21 protein-coding genes and 3 pseudogenes are annotated in these 18,285 nt (G+C 59.5%); 10 read left to right on the top strand and 14 right to left on the bottom strand.

All coding sequences use genetic code 11. The annotated features are described in order from the left end of the window. Positions 1–192: 192 nt before the first annotated feature. The 3 genes from AA309_RS34965 to AA309_RS31270 form a co-directional block, all read right to left on the bottom strand. Positions 193–351: a maleylacetate reductase gene (locus AA309_RS34965; RefSeq protein ID WP_150117870.1), complete on the bottom strand. Its 159-nt coding sequence runs from the start codon at positions 349–351 to the stop codon at positions 193–195. Between the two features lie 358 nt (positions 352–709). Beyond that, positions 710–1,057, bottom strand: a complete 348-nt coding sequence (locus AA309_RS36070; RefSeq protein ID WP_047192923.1) for a hypothetical protein — start codon at positions 1,055–1,057, stop codon at positions 710–712. A 139-nt stretch (positions 1,058–1,196) separates the two neighbouring features. Beyond that, complete coding sequence (locus AA309_RS31270; RefSeq protein ID WP_244470563.1) at positions 1,197–1,637, bottom strand: cation efflux transmembrane domain-containing protein; 441 nt, start codon at positions 1,635–1,637, stop codon at positions 1,197–1,199. 191 nt (positions 1,638–1,828) lie between these two features. Here AA309_RS31270 and AA309_RS37095 point away from each other — a divergent pair. Further along, positions 1,829–2,139 (top strand): annotated as a pseudogene (locus AA309_RS37095) (DDE-type integrase/transposase/recombinase); the annotation flags it as partial. Positions 2,140–2,304: 165 nt separating this feature from the next. Here AA309_RS37095 and AA309_RS31260 read toward each other — a convergent pair. The 4 genes from AA309_RS31260 to AA309_RS31245 are packed head-to-tail and all read right to left on the bottom strand — an operon-like array spanning position 2,305 to position 5,291. Continuing rightward, positions 2,305–2,682, bottom strand: coding sequence for a SaoD/DsrE family protein (locus AA309_RS31260; protein WP_047192921.1), 378 nt, complete (start codon positions 2,680–2,682; stop codon positions 2,305–2,307). 34 nt (positions 2,683–2,716) lie between these two features. Further along, a complete protein-coding gene (locus AA309_RS31255) occupies positions 2,717–3,469 on the bottom strand; it encodes an ABC transporter permease (RefSeq protein WP_200902080.1) in 753 nt (250 codons plus the stop codon). After that, entirely contained in the window at positions 3,466–4,227 is a 762-nt protein-coding gene (locus AA309_RS31250; RefSeq protein ID WP_047192920.1) for an ABC transporter ATP-binding protein, read from the bottom strand. The genes AA309_RS31255 and AA309_RS31250 overlap by 4 nt, the downstream gene beginning before the upstream one ends. After that, on the bottom strand, positions 4,227–5,291 hold the full coding sequence (locus AA309_RS31245; RefSeq protein ID WP_200902079.1) for an ABC transporter substrate-binding protein: 1,065 nt from the start codon (positions 5,289–5,291) through the stop codon (positions 4,227–4,229). The genes AA309_RS31250 and AA309_RS31245 overlap by 1 nt, the downstream gene beginning before the upstream one ends. Positions 5,292–5,692: 401 nt before the next feature. On the opposite strand from AA309_RS31245, the pseudogene AA309_RS33905 reads away from it, so the two are divergent. The 3 genes and pseudogenes from AA309_RS33905 to hfq form a co-directional block, all read left to right on the top strand. Next, positions 5,693–6,008, top strand: a pseudogene (locus AA309_RS33905) (isocitrate/isopropylmalate family dehydrogenase); the annotation flags it as partial. 157 nt (positions 6,009–6,165) lie between these two features. Continuing rightward, positions 6,166–6,405: a hypothetical protein gene (locus AA309_RS31240; RefSeq protein WP_150117869.1), complete on the top strand. Its 240-nt coding sequence runs from the start codon at positions 6,166–6,168 to the stop codon at positions 6,403–6,405. Positions 6,406–6,502: 97 nt separating this feature from the next. Continuing rightward, positions 6,503–6,745, top strand: coding sequence for an RNA chaperone Hfq (gene hfq, locus AA309_RS31235; protein ID WP_047192918.1), 243 nt, complete (start codon positions 6,503–6,505; stop codon positions 6,743–6,745). A gap of 68 nt (positions 6,746–6,813) precedes the next feature. Here hfq and AA309_RS31230 read toward each other — a convergent pair whose 3' ends face one another. After that, the gene (locus tag AA309_RS31230; protein ID WP_047192917.1) at positions 6,814–7,368 is read right to left on the bottom strand and encodes a sigma-70 family RNA polymerase sigma factor; all 555 of its coding nucleotides are present in this window, start codon (positions 7,366–7,368) and stop codon (positions 6,814–6,816) included. Next, entirely contained in the window at positions 7,365–7,457 is a 93-nt protein-coding gene (locus AA309_RS38030; protein WP_425286921.1) for a NepR family anti-sigma factor, read from the bottom strand. The genes AA309_RS31230 and AA309_RS38030 overlap by 4 nt, the downstream gene beginning before the upstream one ends. A gap of 504 nt (positions 7,458–7,961) precedes the next feature. On the opposite strand from AA309_RS38030, the gene AA309_RS31220 reads away from it, so the two are divergent. The 5 genes from AA309_RS31220 to AA309_RS31200 all read left to right on the top strand — a co-directional run bounded on the left by AA309_RS31220 (position 7,962) and on the right by AA309_RS31200 (position 11,413). After that, positions 7,962–8,171 carry a hypothetical protein gene (locus AA309_RS31220; RefSeq protein WP_047192915.1) on the top strand — a complete coding sequence of 70 codons (210 nt, stop codon included), beginning with the start codon at positions 7,962–7,964 and terminating at the stop codon, positions 8,169–8,171. 252 nt (positions 8,172–8,423) lie between these two features. Beyond that, complete coding sequence (locus AA309_RS31215) at positions 8,424–9,224, top strand: LuxR C-terminal-related transcriptional regulator (protein WP_052955146.1); 801 nt, start codon at positions 8,424–8,426, stop codon at positions 9,222–9,224. 63 nt (positions 9,225–9,287) lie between these two features. Next, on the top strand, positions 9,288–9,629 hold the full coding sequence (locus tag AA309_RS34955) for a hypothetical protein (RefSeq protein ID WP_150117868.1): 342 nt from the start codon (positions 9,288–9,290) through the stop codon (positions 9,627–9,629). Positions 9,630–10,766: 1,137 nt separating this feature from the next. After that, on the top strand, positions 10,767–11,003 hold the full coding sequence (locus AA309_RS31205) for a hypothetical protein (RefSeq protein WP_047192913.1): 237 nt from the start codon (positions 10,767–10,769) through the stop codon (positions 11,001–11,003). 119 nt (positions 11,004–11,122) lie between these two features. Further along, a complete protein-coding gene (locus AA309_RS31200) occupies positions 11,123–11,413 on the top strand; it encodes a hypothetical protein (RefSeq protein WP_047192912.1) in 291 nt (96 codons plus the stop codon). A 1,639-nt stretch (positions 11,414–13,052) separates the two neighbouring features. Here the strand turns inward: AA309_RS31200 and AA309_RS35610 are convergent. Beyond that, a complete protein-coding gene (locus AA309_RS35610) occupies positions 13,053–13,313 on the bottom strand; it encodes a hypothetical protein (RefSeq protein ID WP_160310589.1) in 261 nt (86 codons plus the stop codon). Between the two features lie 431 nt (positions 13,314–13,744). Next, positions 13,745–13,894 (bottom strand): hypothetical protein, encoded by a 150-nt coding sequence (locus tag AA309_RS35605; RefSeq protein WP_160310588.1) that lies wholly within the window; start codon positions 13,892–13,894, stop codon positions 13,745–13,747. 512 nt (positions 13,895–14,406) lie between these two features. Between AA309_RS35605 and AA309_RS31190 the strand changes: the two genes are divergently transcribed. Continuing rightward, positions 14,407–14,637, top strand: coding sequence for a hypothetical protein (locus tag AA309_RS31190; protein ID WP_047192910.1), 231 nt, complete (start codon positions 14,407–14,409; stop codon positions 14,635–14,637). A gap of 50 nt (positions 14,638–14,687) precedes the next feature. On the opposite strand, the gene AA309_RS31185 is transcribed toward AA309_RS31190, so the two are convergent. The 3 genes and pseudogenes from AA309_RS31185 to AA309_RS31170 form a co-directional block, all read right to left on the bottom strand. Continuing rightward, a complete protein-coding gene (locus AA309_RS31185; protein WP_150117867.1) occupies positions 14,688–15,005 on the bottom strand; it encodes a hypothetical protein in 318 nt (105 codons plus the stop codon). Between the two features lie 1,831 nt (positions 15,006–16,836). Continuing rightward, positions 16,837–17,531 (bottom strand): annotated as a pseudogene (locus tag AA309_RS31175) (IS6 family transposase). A gap of 154 nt (positions 17,532–17,685) precedes the next feature. Beyond that, a complete protein-coding gene (locus AA309_RS31170; RefSeq protein WP_047192908.1) occupies positions 17,686–17,913 on the bottom strand; it encodes a hypothetical protein in 228 nt (75 codons plus the stop codon). Positions 17,914–18,285 lie beyond the last annotated feature (372 nt).

Genomic DNA, 18,285 nt, shown 5'->3' with positions numbered 1-18,285 from the left:
GTCGGGTCTGCGCCGGATGCCATCCGTATCTCCCTCGGCGCGGCTCAGAACCAGGCCGTGCTGGAACGCGGCCTCAGCCTGCTGGCGACGGTCCTGTCGCATGGACCCAGCCGCTGTCCTCGATCGTGTAATCTCGAGGACGCAGATTTCCGAGCTGGTCGGTCAAAGGGTCTTTCTGGACATTGGTTGCGTTCAGGCACGGGGTGGATCGCCGTTCCAGGCCCGGGTCAGCAATTCACGCGATGGCTGTTCCTCAAGCGGGCGCGGGTTCCAATAGGGAGCCGCCATCGCGGCCCTGACAGCCTGCTTGGTCCCGTCCGCCGGCATGCCGATACCCGCGCGCCCGTTCACCGGCACGCCCCATCATCGGAGCGATCAGGCGCGGCAAGACCTTATATGGCATCGCCAAGTTCGGCAGGAATGGGCGGACGGTTCGGGTCCGGGCCACGACAGGCATCTGGACGTCCGATCGCGGTTGCGCCCGACGGCGCCCTGCTGATCAGCGATGATGCCAACGGCACGATCTTTCGGGTGGCCCACGAAGGATCCAAGTAGCCGCCACGGCTTCGGCCGATGATGGGCATCGATCCAGGAAGGAGCGCCCCGGTGCATCCAGGGGCAGGGGCATCGGAAATGGATCGGGTAGCCAAGCCTGTCCCGGGGCCAGCAAGGGGAAAGGCATTCCCTGACCTTGTGCCGGGTTCGCGTGTCAGGCGTCAGGCTCGGGACGCTTCAGGGCCCGGATCCGGGAGGACAGTTCCGCCGCGCCGGTCTCGTCGGCCAACCGGGCAGCCTCCTCCAGCGCCTCGTTCCAGACCGCCCGTGCCCGGCTGGCGCGCTCCAGAAGGGCCGAGACATCGACGGGGCCGGCGCGCGTCCCGACCCATGCCGGTGGGTCGCTGGCCGGGAACGACTCGAGGCTGGCCTCTTCCACGGGATCGACGTCGTCGGGTCTTGGTTCGTTGCTCTGCATGGTGGTGCTCCCTCGATCGGTCCTCAGGCCTGCCGGAGCGTGCCAGTGGCGGTTCACAGGACCCGCCAAGTCATGAGGCCGCATGAGCACTTCAATCGATCTGGACCGCCGGGTCCGGCAATCAAGAGCAAAGGTGCTTGCCGCGGAAGCCCTGCGCCACGGTCACAGGTAATCCGGGTCCGTTGTCACATCGACAGTGAGCCACACCTGCGGCCAACTCGCATCAAGCCGGGCGGCGACCTCGCGGCGGATGCCGTCGACGGCGGCGACCGTCCCGACCCGGTATTCGGGCGCCACACAGAAGGGCCAGGCTCACGAAGCCGCTCAAGAGCCAGGCACGGGCATCGACGGCCAGCAGGATCGAATGCTGGCGACGCGCCAGGCAGCTCATGTAGGCCGCCATAACGAAGCCCGTGGCGCCCATGACGCCGGCCCAGATCAGGCCCAACCCGTAGGCCACATGGTGCCCGCCGCTCATCAGTCCCTGCATGGCGTCAACGACGGCGTAGATGCACGCGGTGACCAGGATCGCACTCTCGACCGCGGCAACCAACGACTCGAGATGCCAGTAGCCGTACTGGAAGCGGCGGCTTGGCTCCTGCGTCAGTAGCTTCGCCACGGCGAGCGCCCCGAAGGTCAGCAGGCCGTCGACGAAACTGTACATGCCATCGAATGTGATCGCGCGCGAACCGATCGCCAAGCCGCCGAGCATGCCCGCTTGGTGCGATCGTGGTTCATGAACTCCCCGGGTCAGACAAGCGCGCTGGTCGGGACCGGTGCGCCTGACGCGCCCGCAAGGTCGTACCTGTGCGAGGGCACGATGCCATCGAGGACCAAGCCGGACGATGCTTCGAGCCGCGTCGGATGGTTACCGACAAACCCGGCTCCTACGCTGCCGCCGCCATCAGATCATGCTGCGAACCGAGCACCGCTCGCACAAGGGCCTCAACAACCGTGCGGAGAATTCCCATGTGCCATTGCGCCGGCGAGAGCGGGCGATGCAGGGCTTTCGATCGCCGGGAGGCCTGCAGCGCTTTGTCAGTGTCTCCTCGGCTGCCTGCAACCTTTTCGTTCCACCCCGTTCCCGCCGCTCTGCTCTTTCCACCCATCTTCATCGCCTCAATACCATGGTGACGTGGAAGTCTGCAGCCGGCGTTGCCGAGTGAGCCCGTCAAGTGACTGCGTTTGCCTCAATGCGCCTAATGCCAGTTAACGTGACAACACCATTGGGGATGATGCCAAGTCGCTGCACGACAAAGATCTGAGAAAATCGCTTCCGCGTTGCATAAGATGAGCGCGTCCACACCACGCCTGAGCATCAGACGGAGAAATCAAAGACTGATGATGTGGTCCGGCGGGTTGCCTGAGAGAGCCTCGTAAAGCTGTGGGAAGCATCCGGCAAGAACACCTTTTACGAGCCCCTTTGCCATCACAGCGCCTGTCCCGCAGCTCTCGGGAGGACCTTCGGCCAAATTGCGCCGAAGTGCACACGCATCACAAACCATCAAAAGGATGCCTTTTTCCTGAGCGACGTTGGCGAGCCTCTCACCAATCGGATCGCCCTCGCGGAGACAGAAGATGTTGTCGTCGAAGAACATCATCCCGACGACGTCGGCACCGTGATTGCCCGCCTCAAGCTGTGGCAGGATCATGCTGGCTAGCTTGAAAGTTGAAGCATTGCTCGTGGCAAACACGTAGGCAACTTTCACCGGGAGCTCCTTCCGAGCAGCCTTGCTTAGAGGGTCATCGCCAGCGCAGCAAGCGCTTCTCAAGCCGTCCAGCAGCACCGAAAATGGCGAGCACAAAGGCCATGATGAGAAACACCAGAGCCAGCATGAGCGCCGCATTGTAGGTGCTTTGGGCAAATGAGAGCAGGTAGCCGAGGCCGCGGCTTGCGCCGACAAACTCGCCAACAACTGCGCCGGTAAAAGCAAAGCCGACTGCGACCTTCAGGTTACCCATAATCCAGGCGGTGACGAAGGGCAGATAAACCTCGCGAAGCACTGTCCAGCGACCGCCTCCCAGCGTGCGAACCCGCTCAACCAGCCGGCGGTCAACCTGCTTGATACCGGTGTAGACCGTGAAGAACACGAGGACGGCAACAAGCACGAAGGCGAGGGCCACTTTTGAGCCGAGCCCGATCCCGAACCAGATGACGCACAGCGGCGCCAGGACAACCCGCGGCACCGCATTGAGCATCATCATCACGGGCTCAAGGAGCTCTGCAATGAACGGGACGAGCGCGGCGGCGGCTCCAAGAGCGACGCCAACCGCGATGCCGAGGACGAGCCCGCCCAAGGCTGCGCCGAATGTTGCCTCGACATGCGGCCAGATGTTGCCCTGGATGAACAGGTCAATCAGAGCAAACCCAATCCGGCTCGGGGCCGGTGCGTAGAGTGGGTTCAGCCATCCCGCTCGTCCTGCGGCCTCCCAGAGGACCAGTGCTATTGTGAGAGCCAGAAGCTGGCGCAGCCAGATGCGATCGAAAACTTTCATGCGGCAGTCCGAATACGCCGAGGCCCATCAACCACGTCGGAGAGATCCGACCAAAGGCGCTCGTAGAGAGGGGCGAACGTTGGGTGGGATCGCGATTTCACCAGGTTCCGGGGACGGGGGATCGGCACCGAGTATCGCTGGGAAATGTGAGCGTGGGGTCCATTCGACAGAAGATAGACCACATCAGAGAGGGCAATTGCCTCCTCCAGGTCATGGGTGACCAGGAGCACACCGATCCCTTCGCTCTCCACAAGGTTGACAACGTCCTGAGTGACGCGGGCACGAACAATCGCGTCCAACGAGGCAAAGGGCTCGTCCATAAGGAGGAGGCGGGGCTTCAAGGCAAGGACCTGAGCGAGCGCGACCCGCTTTCGCTGCCCCCCGCTGAGTTCCCGGGGGTAGCGTCTGCCGAGGCCGGTCAGCCCGAGACGCTCAAGCCATGCTTCGGCTTCTGCGACTGCACGGCCGCGATCCCGCCCGTTGAGCCGCAGACCAAGCGAGACGTTCTCAATCGCAGTTCGCCAGGGGAGCAGCGCATCATCCTGAAAGAGAATGCCGATGTCGGTGCTTTGGAGCGGTGTCTCGATCCGCCCGTCAGAGATTTCCTGCAGACCCATGATGGCGCGCAAGAGGCTGCTCTTACCGGAGCCCGACGGCCCGACAAGGCTGACAAACTGACCCGCTTCAATGGAAAGACTTGCCCCCTCAAGAACCGGCTCTGCCCCATACGAGAGAGTGACATTCTCGGCGCGCAGCATCAGCCGGCTCCCACAATGGAGGTGTCGTAGAGCCCAGACGTATTCGCATCCGGAGGGATGAGGCCCGCAACCTTCAGGCTATCCGAGACACGGGTGGAGGCCGCCAGATCAATGGCGACAGTGGTTGGATAAAGCGATCCACGATAGCGGGCCAGCACCTCCTGAAGCTCACCCAGGTCGGCGCCGGTTGTCAGCTCGCGCGGCAGCGCCTTCACGAGGTCCTCTGGCGACATGGTCTGGAGGCTCTGCAGAGCGTTGCGCAGAGCCCGCGCGAGCTTTTCCATTTCCGGTCGGCGAACAGCGACCTCCGGTGCGCGAACGGCGACACCCATGAACTCATAGGCTCCCCCGAGGAAGCGCTCCGCATCCTTGCTGTCCATAGCATTCACGAGAACCCGGCCGCCCGCCTTCGCAACCAGCGTCAGAGCGGGCTCCTGTACGAGGCCGACATCCACCTGTCCTTGGCGCAGAGCTTCGAGAATGTTCGGCCCAAGCGTTGCGAATTGCACCCGGGTCGGATCCACGTTCGCCCGGCGAAGCAGGTACAGCATCAAGGCATGATCAGCATTGCCAAGGGCTGAAACCCCAACCGTCCGCCCGGCGAGATCCTCGATCCGCTGAATGTCATTGGCCCGGTTGGGGGCCGTGGCCACCGCGAAGAGCGGCAGGCGGCCGGTGGTGGCGAAGCGACGGATGTCAGCGCCACGGGCATAGGCCTGAAGGGCAACGTCTAGCGACGTAGCCGCATAATCGACCGCCGAGCCAACGAGCGACTGCATCGCGGCGTTGCCCCCGCGTGTGTAGATCAGCTCGACGTCGAGACCCTCATTGGTGAAGTGGCCGCCGGCCCGGGCAACCTCGTAGGGTACCACACAGAGAAGCTGGCTGCAGAAAGCCAGTTTGATGCGCTTCGACTGAGCTGACGCCGGTCCTCCAAGAGTCGCAAGTGCGCCGGCAGCGGCAGCCATGCCCGCGAGAACACCGCGCCGGCTGACATCCAGGGCAATTGCCGCCGCGGTGGCGTCTTCCGGTTCAAACGTGAACGGCTTGTCGCAGCAGCCCATGATCTGCTCCTTCGGTAGGTGATGATCTACAACGTTTGAGCCGAGCCCCAGTTTGGCGAACTGCAAGCACATTTCAGGTTGGACGAGTTCGCGCGGGTAATCTGGTAAGTAATAGTGCTAAAGTCAAATTTTTATGCATGATACAAAAATTACACATATACCATATGTAATATGCCGAAGCCTGCTCCCGATTGGAACCGACAGGCAAACAAGGCCCCTATGTAGGTGCAAGGCATGGATGGCTGCATGTCCGGAGAGCCCCAGGTGAAGCATAGGGGCTCTCTCTTTGGTGTCGGTACTGGGCTGCCGCTGGAGTGGCTCAGGTATTCCATTCCGTTAGAGGCCTAGAAGAGGCTGCACTCCGTTAGCGTATCAATGTAGACCCCGGAGGAGAGCAGCCTTTTGGTTCCCTTGGTTCCACTGACGACCCACTCACAGCCTTTAGGCTGGCGCAGTCGCGGCCGCGCAAGCTCCTGACTGTGGTCACCAAGCTCCTGACTGTGGTCACAAAGTCGAACGCGCAGCAGCACGACATGGTCATGTGGGATGAGATTGCAGCAGAGGTCGCGGCGGAGTTCCCGGACGTGACCTGGGACAGATGCTGGTCGACGTCCTGACCATGCGATGACGCTGAAGCTGCAGCCCCTCGACACCATTGTCGCCACCAACTTGCATGCCGACATCCTGTCGGATCTTGCAGCCGCCTTGGCAGGTTCCGGAGCTTTCCGGAGTAGCAGGCCGAACTGAGTTACTGAAGGGTTTGCGACAGTTCCTTGGATACTGGCCTCAGCAATTTTCCGAGAGCCTCCTATCTTAGGGTGCCGGATGCTTGCGGCACCGCGAACGGAAGAACTCTATGGCCATGAAGTATATCATGCTCAGACTCAATGGCGGCGAGTTGCTTCCGCTGCTTTTTCCTGAGTTCATGCAGCACTCTCACATGGCCCAGTCCGTTCCGGCTACCGTGGTGAGTGCCGGTCGCATCTCTCTGGAGAACGGAAGGATCAGTGCCTATGGTGCGTCAAGCTCACTGAACGTTGGCTCACGCGACGAGGATAGTGGGATCATTCAGGCGTATCTTGAGGGGCAGAATATCATCCAGCAGGAGCTTTAATCCTCTGCAAGTGGAGTCGTGATAGGTCTTACGAGCCCTGGTGCCTTCACCAGCGGTAGTCTGCTCAGGCGCAGCGAACTTCCAACAGGAGCAGGAAATGTCCGCACAAAGCATCTCAACCCTCCAGGACACTTTCCTAAAGCATCTCCGCGATAACAGAGGTGAAGTCACCATCTTTCTGGCGAACGGGATCAGGCTCCAGGGCCAGATCAAATCGTTTGACAACTTCACCGTACAGCTTGTCCGAGGCAATGGCACGCAGATCGTCTACAAGCATGCGATCTCGGCTATTCATCCAGTGGAGCCCGTCGAACTGACGGACCCAGCCTCACTCGGGTAGGGGGTGGCGCAGCTACTGACTTCTTTGCGACCCGCAAATGAAGTTGACGGGGTGGTGAGCCGGGATTGTTATCTGGTACATGTCTCGTTGAAGATCGTTGCTTTCAGCACCCGATCTGCCCCTATATCCTCCGGGTTTTCGACTCCGAGAAGATCAGCAAGTCGGGTACGGGCACGGTTGATCCTACTTTTGATCGTTCCAATCCGTGCTCCGCAAATTGCAGCAGCCTCCTCGTACGAGAACCCCTGTGCCCCCACAAGCAGGAGGGCCTCCCGTTGGTCGATGGGAAGTTGGGCTAAGGCACCCTTGAGGTCCTCCACATCAAGGTGTCCGTCCTGCTCGGGAGGGACGGCAAGGCGGGCTGCGATGCCGCCATCAGGGTCTTCCACTTCACGCCTTCTCTTCCGGTACGCCGTGTGAAATTGATTGCGCAGGATCGTGAAGAGCCAAGCCTGGATATTTGTGCCGGGCTGAAACTGATCGATGTAAGCCAGTCCGCGCACCATAGCTTCCTGAACTAAGTCGTCGGCCTGATCGACATTGCCGGTGAGGGAGATCGCAAAAGCTCTCATTGACGGGATGGCCTGAAGAAGGCCGTCGCGAAGGTCTGGAGGCAGCGTCATGGCTTTCCCCTGGAGCGAGGCTGATCTAGCTGCCTCAAGAGGTTGAGGAGGCGGTCAGGAAGAGGCTCATCTTCAAGCTTCCCGTACATCGCGCGAAGCTGCTCACCGAGCTTGTCCCGGACAGCAGAGAAGGCACGCGGGTCTGCTCGGAGGCGACCCGTTCGGGATGCTGGCTGGTGCTTGTCAGTCTTGCTCATGCGTGGGAACTCCTGAGCTAAGCTCCAGTCCCAGAGGCTAGGCGATCATCATCGCTGGTCCTGAACGATAAGGTGTCCGCCTAAACGAGTCCTTAAAGCCCAAACTGTCACTGGACCACCAGTAACGCACAGATGGTCGCAAGTCACAGCCCGAGTGTCCTCCGGCGTGCAAACAGCGCCCCAATGTAGGACGGAGGAACCAGAAGTCCGCGACCGAGCAAGCTGCCTGGAGCCCATTCCGCGACACCAAGGAGAGTGTTGCCGCAGGAGAGGCCCAACACCCTGTCCGTACAATTGCCACAAACTCCCGCTGCTTTGCACATAAGCGACCCTGAACAAGGGCAAGGACATAGGGGCATTCAACGGCATATTGGTGCCGCCAGCGAGAGTGTCTCAATGCAACAGGCCCTGCTTCCAACCGACGCACCAGCAACGACGATCTATCGTCCATCCGACAAGATCTCGAACCAAACGCTGGGCTCCAATGATCTTCGGAGGCTCGGAGAGCGACTGCAAGTGACCTACGGCCCGGTTGAGGCTGCCCTCCCTGTTCGCTTGGCAGAGCTTGTTGAGCGGTTCGCACGACGCGAGCAGTCGAAGGATTAGGTCAGCGGCTGGGCAACACCTTGGGTTTTTGCCGCGCTGCGCACTTGACCGCCGCTCGTGCCGAAACTCATCAGCAAAAGGCAGAGATGGAACGGCAGTTTACAGCCTATATTGTCAAGCTTGCTAAGCTGAAGATTGTTCTAGCTCAGTATTAAAACGATTGGCTGACAGCTTCTGTCGGCTAACCGACAGACAGAGTTCCCGCTGTTTGCTTACCTTCTTTTAACTGATGAGGCTAAACAGGGGACACGGATGACTGTGCAAACGCTGACGCTTGTAGACAATCTCTCGTCTCACACCAATTACGCGCCCAGCAGGCTCACTCCAACGATCCCGACGGCTCTGATCTGTGACAACTCTCTGCTGCGCTCGGGACTTCAGCGCATTCTGTCGGAATCACCCTTCGTCATTGCCGAGTCAGCTGCTGTCGCAGGTTCAACACGGTTCCAGGGATTAGCTCCGGAGGCTGCCCTGGTCCTGATCGAGGCCAGCCAGAACACAGGTCACGTACTTGAGATCGTCAAGCAGGTGAGAGAGCAGTTGCCGGAGGCTCGGATCGTTGTTCTGGCGGATCAGTTCGACCTCAGCTTCGTGCGGCTCGGGCACGCGGCTGGCGTGAACGGCTTCTGTTTAGCAGCCAGTGCTCCCGAGGTTCTAATTAAATCGTTTGAACTCGTCATGCTCGGCGAGAGTGTATTACCCTTTGAGGTCCTGCGCTCAGTCATGGATAGGGCTGCCCAAACCGGTGATCAGCCGTTCCAGGACAGCAGCGTGGCAGAGTCAAGCCTGTCTGCTCTGAAGGCGTACAAGCTCTCGGCGCGGGAGACGGAAATCCTGGGCTGCTTGAAGGAAGGAGCGTCCAACAAGCTCATCGCCCGTAAGCTCGATATCACCGAAGCCACGATCAAGGTCCATGTCAAATCCATCCTGCGCAAGATCGGGGCATCTAATCGCACTCAGGCTGCCATGTGGGCTTCTCAGCGCCTGCCCCGACGAGGTGGGGCGTCTGTGAATGTCTGCGACGTTGCCGACGCAGATTGCAGTTGGGGATAAGGTTCGGGTTCACTTCCATTCGCCTGGTCCAATGAAAAGCTTTTTGAGGGCGTGGTCAGGCGCATGGACGTCACAACCCCGGAAGGACGCTTCTTCGTCGTGGAGGTCATGCATGAGGTTATCCTCGACCAGGAGCATCGCGTCAGGCCCGGCTTCCAGGATTACGTTCGCTACGAGGGCCGGAGCGACCTTCCGGGTCGGGTTGAGGTGCTCTCGACCGCAGAACAGACTGGGATTGGGAACGACGAGTCCAGTCCAGCCACGGGACTGACACCGGTCAATGCCCCGGATGAGATCACTCAGGAACCAGAAGCTGAGCACGAACAGTCTGTGGTGCACCTTGAGCGTCAGGAAGCCCGCCGACGCGGGGGCTTGATCGCAGCGCTCTTCGGGCGGCAGAAATAAGCGGGACCCGCCTGTCGAAATTAGCAGGATTGAGTTGCCGTTTTGTCGGTTTCCAGACAGACTCAATGAGAGTGCTGTGATTGATACGTGGCGACGCATCATGAGGCAAAGGCCACTGGCGATAAGCCGGAAGTCTACTTGCAGATCGCCTGTGACTCTCGCTAGAACAGGCCACCTAAGAAAAAAGGCCACTGTCACCAGCGGCCCGAAGTTTAGGGAGGAAACGCCCAAGAAGGGCAGCAGCAGGGCAACGCCAATCGCCGTGCTGCACTGCAAAAATATGACTTGCTCGTTCAAACGGCAAGCTCAAAAGGGCAGCATGGCTGCCCTTTTTCGTGGCAGCTGCCATGCGGTAATTGCATGAGCCGCAACCAAGCGGAGCCATGCATCGACCCGGAGCAGGGGCGTCGGTGGTAACTGGTGTGATGGTCGAGGCCGAACCCATGGGCCTGTCGCTGAGGGTCTCTCTTTTGTCAGCGGCAAATCGGCAGCAAGAGCGTGCTGAATGATCCTATCTTGGATTGCACGCCTCAGTTTACCAACCATCCTGGCCATTTCATCGGCATGGTCCTGGAGAGACGCCGCATCTGTCATAACCTGAAGCTGGGCGGCAAGGGTCGCTTTGAGGGGTGCCTGCCACTCGTCGGCCTCAGCACGGACAGATCTATCTTGGCGCGAGTGATCATCTCATGCACAAAGCCGTCCTGAACGGCTTCCCGAGTGCGGCGATGAGGCCGCTTCTCCGCAGTTGATCCTCCCATTCCAGTCTCCGCTTGAGTGGCCCTGAACCCGGCCGTGACCAGCCTGATTGGGAGCGGGTTCACTCAGCGTCTTCGGAACCACCAGGCGATATGGAAGTGCTCTCGGAGCGGTGGCCCCCAGAAGTGCTGGCAGAGATCTTCCCCGAAAACATACGGGCATCTCGTCTTGGACTGGAACAGAGAAGAGCCACTTCTTCCTCCTCGCTACACCGTCGACCAGCTCCAGGCGGATGCGTAATCATTGGGCTATCAGGAGGGCAGGCGGCATGGAGGGCTGCGCACAAGTCAAAGACGTTGCGAGAGGGGTAAACTGGACCCTTAACCTCCCAACACCGCTTCACCACATCCCGCCTGAAGATGCTGAAAGAATTGGGCCATGAAGACGGAAGAGATTGAGATTGTTGCGAGGGCTGTCAAAGAGGCCCTTTGGGAGAGTGCCGACACCAACTTTCAGGGAGGAACCAAAGAGCATTCCATCTGGCTCGATGAGGGGAATGACGAGCGGGTCGCTACTCGGATTGCCCATGTCGCCATCGCAGCCATCGAACGGCACAGAGGGCAGGAACTTGGGAAGACTGGATTCGGGAGAGCACCGGATCTTAAGGGCAAATAGCCACCGCTTCATTACACCCGCTTTCCGCTGACGCGATGAGGTTACGCTCGTTCGCTCTGGTCCCTCGGGCCTCCTAGCCTAGTATCTAATAGGATCCTTTGGCACAGTGGGAGGTGGCCATGTACTTGGTCATCCGCAAGTTCAGTCACGTCAGCTCCGTGCCCGAGGCCGCGCGCCGTGCCGAAAGCGGCATTGGCCAACTGCTCAAGGAGTCTCCCGGGTTCCAGGGCTACTATGTGTTCGACGCCGGCGATGGGGTTGGCGGCTCTGTGACCCTGTTCGACAGTAAGGAGGCCGCTCTGGCCGCAAACGAGAAGGCTCTCGCTTGGGTCCATGCGAGCTTGATCGATGTCATCGACGGTGAGCCTGAGGTCACCATCGGTGAGGTACTGGCCACTATCTTCCCGTAATTGCAGCGGCTGCTGCGCTCAGCCTCCAAGCCCTTATAGCACTATAGGATTAATCCTTAGGAAAGATCCGAACTGACAGCCAAGCGCAGTAATGCTTCCCCAAGGGGGTGCCTCAAATCAGAATAACACCAGCTTTGGGGGAAACGTCTTGTCAGCCAGCCGGGAACCGACGCAAGCTAGTGTAGAGACGCAGGACTGCGTCTATAATCTCTTCCGCAACAAGCAGCGGCCCGAGCTTCGGTGTGCCGTGCCGGAAGACCGTCCCGTCCCCCACTTTCTCGGTCCTGAGCAGTGGGCGTTCGAGCGTGCTCTGCGCCCATCAGACCCACTACCGCTGGGCTTTCACCGTCGCGCTGCGTATGCAGGCGTGCGGTTTAACGGCTATTACTTATTTCAGCTCACCGATACGCGCTAAAGATCCCTCGCTCTACCACACACGGCCTTCCGCAGACGCGAGCGGGGCTAAGGTTGCGCTAACCCACCTTTGGGACATCATCCCCTGGTGGTTCAGAAGGCTCAGGCGGCAGCAGGTCAGGCCTTGAATCGGGACCCGGATCCGGCTCTGGGGCCGGCTCAGGAAGGTCGGGCGATGGTACAACAGGGATGTCCGACGGCGGCATGGTAGGAAAGGGGATATCAGACATGGAAATATCCTCGGGACCTTCTCAGGAAGCCGCGGCCACCCGCTAGGTTCCTCGTCCTCTAGCTTTTACGGTCGGGATGCAGATTCGAAGGAGAGACACCCATGCACGTATTCGGAGCCTTTGAGTTGGACATCAGACCGGGCCCGACAACCCGGCATCCGTCAGGATTGCCCTCCTGCGCTATGTCAGGGGCGAGGACGGGCGCCTGTTCATCACTCCGGAATGCTCCTCCTTCGGGGAATTAGAAGGACAGATCAATTCCCTGCAAGACGAGCTGGACGAGATCCGAGAGAAAGCCCGGCGAGCGTTCCAGGTCGCCTAAAATCCGTGCCGTTTCAGAAAAAGCCCAACGACCAGTCCCGCGAGGGCTCCGATAACGTGGATCAGGCGCCTCGTGGTCATCAACTGCCGAATTTCATCCGACGGCTCCGGTCGGTGTTCGTGTTGAGCCATGCGATCCACACTGCACCCAGATTGCGGCAAATCCAGCGTAAATACCGTCCTGCTCTGTTAGGAGGCAGGGAACCGCGTTAGAAGGCCACAGACGGCCCTTCTGGAATGCGGGGGCAAGTTCTAGGTCCAAGACGCAGAAGCGTGCCAGCGCCACCCGGAGCGGGCTTCCTAAAAGTATCAAACGCTTAACTTGGCTTTAGAACGAGTGCGTTGGTGTTTGAAGCAGGTATCTAAGGTGCACAGGGCGGCATCCCCCACAATCTGAGCAAACGATTCAAAGTCACGTGCACTCGTTTTAAAAACCCGTAGTAATGGGAGGAGACGCTTCCAGCCGCGTCTTGATCTAGCCACAGTCAAGCTGCACCACTTCGATAACTTCAATAACACAAGGGTGCGGAATGACGGGAAGGGATCTGATTGCTGTCTATGGGCGGTTTGGGCTCATCATCGCGGCCTTCGCCTTTATTGCTGTAATCATCGCAGCGCCCATTCTCCCGAAGTCCAGGACCTCTGCGGTAGTCGCTTCCAAACCGCACTATGACCTAGACCTGCACCTGCCCATTACGCCGGCAAGCTTCAAGAGGGATTAGCCACGAACCTTGCAGGATCGCTTCCGCCGAGGCTCGCATCTCTGCAATTAAGGCGCGGATTTCCCGACGTTGCTCAATGGCCTCGCAAGTGAACATGCCGTGCTGATGGCGGCCATTACTCCTCCCTTTAGGCGCACCGCTTCCCTTGGCGCCACCGTCGAGGTCCAGCACGTCGAGGATGAGGGAAAGGCCGATGATATGGCCCGTGTCCAACCGCTCCGAGGTGCTCTTGATTTCTGAATCGAAATCTCTTGGCTAGAGCCGCTTCATCAGCCGTGCCGCTGCCATGACGAGTTGCACATCAAGCATCTCCTCGGCCGCGTCATATCTGGACACCCATCGCTCATAGGTTGCCCACCGCATGCCGTTTGGCTTGGGCGGCAGATCCCATTCATCCGGATCTTCATCACCAAGGAGCCGCACCTTCACCTTTGCTTTGGCGCGCCATGCCCGCCTACAGGATCAACGAACTAGGAAGCACAGGCAGCCCTGCGGATCCAAGCGTGCTGACTGGCAGATGACAGGTCTCTAAGAGGCGGTTGCACGTGCTTCGTGGCTCATTCCCGCATTGACGCAACAAGACCGGGACAGAGTTTTTCCAGCTGGCTTTGCAAAAACGGACCCTTGGGCCCACTCGGGTAGTCTCAAGGGAGCACTTGGAACAGGATCGCATAGCCCGCAGCCGCAATCGCCAAGGTGACAATCACAGCGATCCCCACCTGCCGCTCGAACCTGTCGAGTTCCATCTCGGTGTCTTTGATCCGGGCACGGAAGTCAGCATTGGCGTCGTTCATTCTTTCACCGAAGCGTCAGAGCCACAGGTGTCAGTCAAACGTTGCAGAAACGGGGAAGATCCAGCGCGGCGCGCTGGGAGTCATGATGAATGGCGGCCGTCTCCCAATCGGCACCATTACTCAGCAGCGCTGGTGCCATCCACGGAGGCACTTCAAACCTCCATGGACGCTCGCAACATCCAAAATCACCCTCAGTATCAGGCATTCGAGGCTCACTCGCTTGAAACACTTCTATAATTTTCGTGAAGGAATAGACCAGTACCTGCCTACGTTTGGTGACCATGCATCATCAACCAGACCACAGGACAGAATCATGATTCATGGTCACGTCTCACAAGTTTCCAGTCACGAAGATACAGATGCTCCTGCTCCCAACACAGGGCCAGCACTTAAGCGCGCTTCGCTTCTCTTCGCTGCCTTTGTGAGCTCCTTCATCGGAGCTAGCCTTCTACTGGCCAGCCTCTGACGCTCGGGCTTTAACATTCACTTGAGCGTGGTCAGGAGTTGCTACAATGGCGAAGGAAGTAGCGGATGACACTATTGAGCTGGTGGCGCATGCCATTTATGAAGCCCAGCAACAAGCATGCGCATGGGACGCCGAACCTGCGAAAAGCAAGGAGCGCTTCCGGGAGTATGCCCGTAATGCCATCAAGCTGTTGAACGAGGATATTAGTGTTCTTCTCTTAGCACTGAAGCAGGCCACGGCAGAACAGCACAATGGAGGTCCGAAATCAGCGGCCTAGCCTTCTGAAAACTACCAGTGGCTATGTCACGAGTGGAAAGCGAAGCACGGTCAACTTTCACCCTTGCCCTTCAATGCACGGATCGCAGCAGCAAGCTCCCGCGCTACCAGACTTCTGGTTACCAGATAGTCCGAGCCGAGAAGCGCGCTATAGCACGTCCGGCTTCCCAAGTGCACGGCCTCGCACAACTCCGCAGCTCTCTCGAATGCATCGTTCTCGGCTTCACGAATGACCGAGGCAATCTTGGCAAAGCCCTTGTCTGTCAGCCTCCAGGAAGGCCCAGCTCCATCACCCTCGGCCAAGTCAATATACATATGGATCGCCTCTCGCAGGCCCTCGGCTCGCTCTTGCGGTGTCATGAATGCCATATTCGAACTCCCAGGAATTGCTGCCATTGCGCCTTTATCTCAGCAGCTTCCATGAAGCTGACCACCAGTGTGGTTGCCATCAGCCTCTCCAAGCTAGACACAGGAACCCAGTCAATCCTCCAAGGCGAATTATAGCGCGGGCACTCCTCATGCTTTGATCTAAATTCGCTTCATCAGCCGTGCTGCGGCCATGACAAGCGGGCCATTGAGCATCTCCTCCGCAGCATCGTACTTGGCCACCCACTTCTCATAGGTCGCCCATCGCATGCCCTTCGGCTTGGATGGCAGATCCCATTCACCCGGATCCTTTTTCCCGAGCAGCGCCGCTTTGACCTTCGCTTTCGTACGACATCCCCGCCAATCGAGTCGAGGAAATGGGAGGCATAAGCAGCCCTGCGGCCCCAAGCATGTCGGCTAGCAAAGAGGGCAACTCCGAGCGGCTCGTGGATGATACGTGCCGCCTACCCGCGTGCGGGGCAGGCACCATAGGCACCCTGCGACGCCTGAGCAAAGGTTAAGCGCCAATCTGCTCTAGATCTTTTGAACCAGTGGCATACCGCCGTTGCACCACAGCCACGGAATTGACGCTGGGCGCATCCCAGAGCGACTCTAAGTGAACAAGTCGGGAGAGAACAGTTATGCTCAAGTGCTTGCTCATCGGAGCGGCCATTGTGCTAAGCGCCGGTCCGGCAGTCGCCGATATCATTGTAGATCAGGCCATGATTACGGCGGGTGAGTTGCGTGTTGTTGGTCGGTTGAGCAGACCACGTCAGACTGCGATGACCCTTGACGGCGAACATCAAACGAGAAGCGATACCAATGGGCGCTTTGCGTTTCGAGTTATTTATCATCCTGCGGATTGTGTTGTCACTCTTCGGGCAGACGACGAGCAGCGCGAGGCTGTGATTGGGTTCTGTGGCCTGCGAGGCCCTGAGGGGCCACGGAATGAGGCAATGCCTCAACAGGCATCCATTGAGCAGCCTGTCGCGGCTGGCCCACCTGGCGCTCCAGGACCGCAAGGTCCGCCTGGTCCCCAAGGGCCGGCAGGACCCGCAGGGGCTGATGGACCACAAGGCCCGCCCGGACCTCCAGGACAGGTGACCTCCAGCGGTCAAGCCGGCCCTGCTGGACCTCCTGGGCCGGAAGGACCTCAGGGTCCACAGGGGCTTGCAGGCCACCAAGGGCCACAGGGGCCACAGGGGGCTCCAGGTCCCAGAGGGGAAACCGGGGCTGCAGGGCCAGCCGGCCCAGCCGGACCGATTGGGCCTCCTGGTCCACAGGGTGCTGAAGGACAGATAGGTCCGCCCGGCCCTCCAGGGCCAGCTGGCCCCATCGGAATGGCAGGCCCGTCGGGACCACCTGGTGCAATAGGGCCTGAGGGGAAGCCTGGGACCGCTGGGACTATCCTTCGTGTTCTCGTTCAGCAGTGCGCGATAGGAGGGCGATGCACCGCCCGATGCAGTGATGACGAATATCCTATTGGTGGCACATGCAACCGAGGCGACCAATTCGCCATGGACGAGAACAGCGTCTATTGTTTTTCTGTGGGGGAGAACGAAAGCAGCCTGCGTGCCAGGGCGATTTGCGCCAAAAAGTAATAAGCTGTTCTCCTATGCGACATGAGAGGTCCCGATAGCCTGCGAGGTTCCCAATGCTGTGCGAGGATCTGGTCGCACAGTGTTTTTTGGATGAGCGGGTGCCGCTCGCGGTTCCTGAGCTGAACCGCAAGCGAACGCTGCAGTACCTGGAGTGCTGCTACCAGCAGGGCCTGTCGTGGGGCTCCGTTGCATCAACGGCGACAGGCCATAATGAGCCTACTGGTGCGGCTTCCTCATGCTGCAAGACCGAACAACTGATTCACCAGACGGATCTCGCCCGTCACGCTCCGATGGCTCAGCACGCAGTGACCTCGGCGGATCATTCGCATCACCTCAAAACCCTTCGGAGTCGTGGAGGCGGTCTTCATTCGCCGCATCTCGCGGGTCGGCCGGATCATACGCTTGAGCGCGCCATGATCCGCCTCGATGATATTGTTGAGGTATTTCGAGGTCCGATGTTCCACATCCTTCGACAGTAATCTTCCGTGCTGTAAGCGGCGGATCGCCTTTGGGTAGGAGGCCAGTTTATCGATGGTGATGGAGGATGGCGGACAGTCCCTCGTCGTCTTGAGGGCCTGCACAGAAAGCGATAAGCCGCTCGGGTGTTCCGGCGATCTGACAGCATGAAGTCGATCAGCTGGCCGTGCCTGTCGACAGCCCGGAACAGGTATTTCCATTTGCCACCGACCCGCACATAGGCCTCGTCCACCCTCCACGATCCTGAGCGATGTCCTTGGTAAGGTCGGATCCGCCTCTCGATCTCCGGAGCGTAGCGCTGAACCCAGCGAAAGATGGTGGAGGGATCGACCTCCAAACCGCGCTCCTGCATCTTGGTGAGATCGCGATAGCTGATCCCGTACTTGCAGTACCAGCCCACGCACAGCAGGATGATCTCGACGGGAAAGCGACGGCGCTTGAACAGAGACAACGGGGCGGCTCCTTGATGACGAACCGCCTCTCGTTACACAGCCGGGGTTAATGCAACGGTCTCGGACGTACGGGGCGGCCGTGAGGCTTGTGTCGAGCTGGTCTGTGTCTCGGATTGACAGCAGCCCCGCGTGTCTCTGCCGCTGCGAAGCCTTTTACGAGTGGACCGGGTGCTCCTCGACAAGCGTTCCGATCAGGCGAAGCAGTTCCTGATGCTCCGGTCCCTGTCCCGAGCTCAGGAAAGTTCCGATCTCGATGTGAGCGACATGGCCTCCGGAGGCAATGTTGGCCTCGTGCCGAATGAAAACCTCTCCCGAGACATCCCGGATCAGGTACCAGCGATCGCCGTTGGGGCTGCTATAAAGCTTACGAGCCTTCTTCATGCATCATGCTCCCGTCATCACCAGGAAAGCCGAGCAACACTGCACAAGCGTACGGGGAAGCATACAATGAGAAGCCGATCGGAGCCAATATCGGTACTCCGAGCGTTCCATCCCCGCACTGGTATGTGCTGGTGGGGCTACTCATCGCCTGTGCTTCCGGGCTCGAACCCAATGGCCGCTTTCAGGACCGAGTCGGGACCGAACTGATGCCCGGCCTCGAGCTGTAACAGCTCCACAAGATGCCCGCGCGCCCGATTGACACGGCTCTTGATTGTACCAACCGCCACGGCTCTGTCGCAAACTCTTTGTTTTAGAATTTCATCTACTGCGCTCCTGGTTCACGGACGGAGGATGGCGTGTTCAAGGGCAGGC

The sequence above is a fragment of the Microvirga vignae genome (genome assembly GCF_001017175.1).
Taxonomy (GTDB): domain Bacteria; phylum Pseudomonadota; class Alphaproteobacteria; order Rhizobiales; family Beijerinckiaceae; genus Microvirga; species Microvirga vignae.
The sequence above is the reverse complement of the archived record's forward strand: the minus strand, read 5'-3'. Positions and strand labels throughout refer to the sequence as shown.